Consider the following 1,272-nt stretch of genomic DNA (forward strand, 5'->3'; position numbering starts at 1 on the left):
AACTACCGATTGTGTGTTGTGCCAAAGTTGGAATTTGCGATGGCGCAATAGATGGCGTAGCTGCCTTAGCGTGTTTAGCCTCACGTTGCTGACGACGACGCATACGAGGGTCATTGCTAGCACGTTTGATTTGTGGCTGAGCAGCTTCTTGGCTTGGCTGAGCTTCTTCTTTGGTTTCAACTACAGCAGCTTTCTCGGCTACAACAGGAGCTGGAGTTGGCTCTTGAGCAACTTCAGTAGAAGTCGTTTCAACTCGCTCAACGTGACGACGCTCAGGTGTAAGTGCAACAATCTCACTTTGACCTTGATCAACATTGATGATTAAAGCAGTGTTCATGACATCATGCTTAGGTGCATCAATCACATCAACCTTAATTTGTTTTTCATCAACAACAACCGGTGTATTTTGATTTTCATTTAATACACTTGGATCGCGGTGGCGATTTGGACGGTTTGGACGTTGTTGATTATTACGGTCACGACGTGGCACAGCATTTTCAGTGTGTTGTACATCATTATTTTGATGTTGCTGATCTTGCTGCTGTTGACGTTTTTGCTGACGTTTTAACTCACGTTGTTCTTGGCGTGACAATTGAACCACTTCTTCATGAACTTGATGTTGCTGTTCATGTGATTGGTGATGTTGTTCACGTTGCTCTTTATGTTTACGCTTTTTGTTGTTCTGACGTTGTTGCTGAGATTTATCATCTTTTTCAACATGTTCACGAACGTCTTGTTTCACAGGTGATTGTGAAATATAAGCGTTATTTGATTGAACTGGCGCAACTTCTGCAACAGCAGGTACGGCTACTTGACCGAACTGTCCGCGGCTTACTGCGCCTGTATTCACCATTTGCTCAATCGCAGCAGCAGCATTTTGTGCTGAACGAGATTGATCAACTGTTTGCGCTTGTTTTTGAACAAACAGGTTTTCTAACCATGCACAAGGGCTTGCTGCTTTTTGAGCAGAAGGTTGTGCTACAGGTTGAGTTGCATGATTTGCTTTTTTCTGAGCCGCAGCATGAGTTGAAGCTGTAGCAGTTACATGAGCATGGCCATGATCTGCTTCTTCTAAATGCCATTCAGAAGACTCATAACCTAACTCTTTCTCGCTAGAACGTGTTGCTTCTGTACGTTCATAGCTAGATGGAGCAAAGCCATCTGGGTTATATGCAATTTCGTAATGTGGAGTTTCTAAGTGCGGGTGTGGCAATACAGTCACACGTACACCAGAAGTTTGCTCTAAATACACCAGACTATGGCGTTTTTCAT

General features: G+C 43.6%; 1 pseudogene. It reads right to left on the reverse strand.

The window, feature by feature from the left end:
- Window positions 1–1,272: pseudogene (locus tag VXQ92_RS18720) on the reverse strand (ribonuclease E/G); the annotation flags it as partial.

The organism is Acinetobacter sp. 228 (assembly GCF_048147885.1).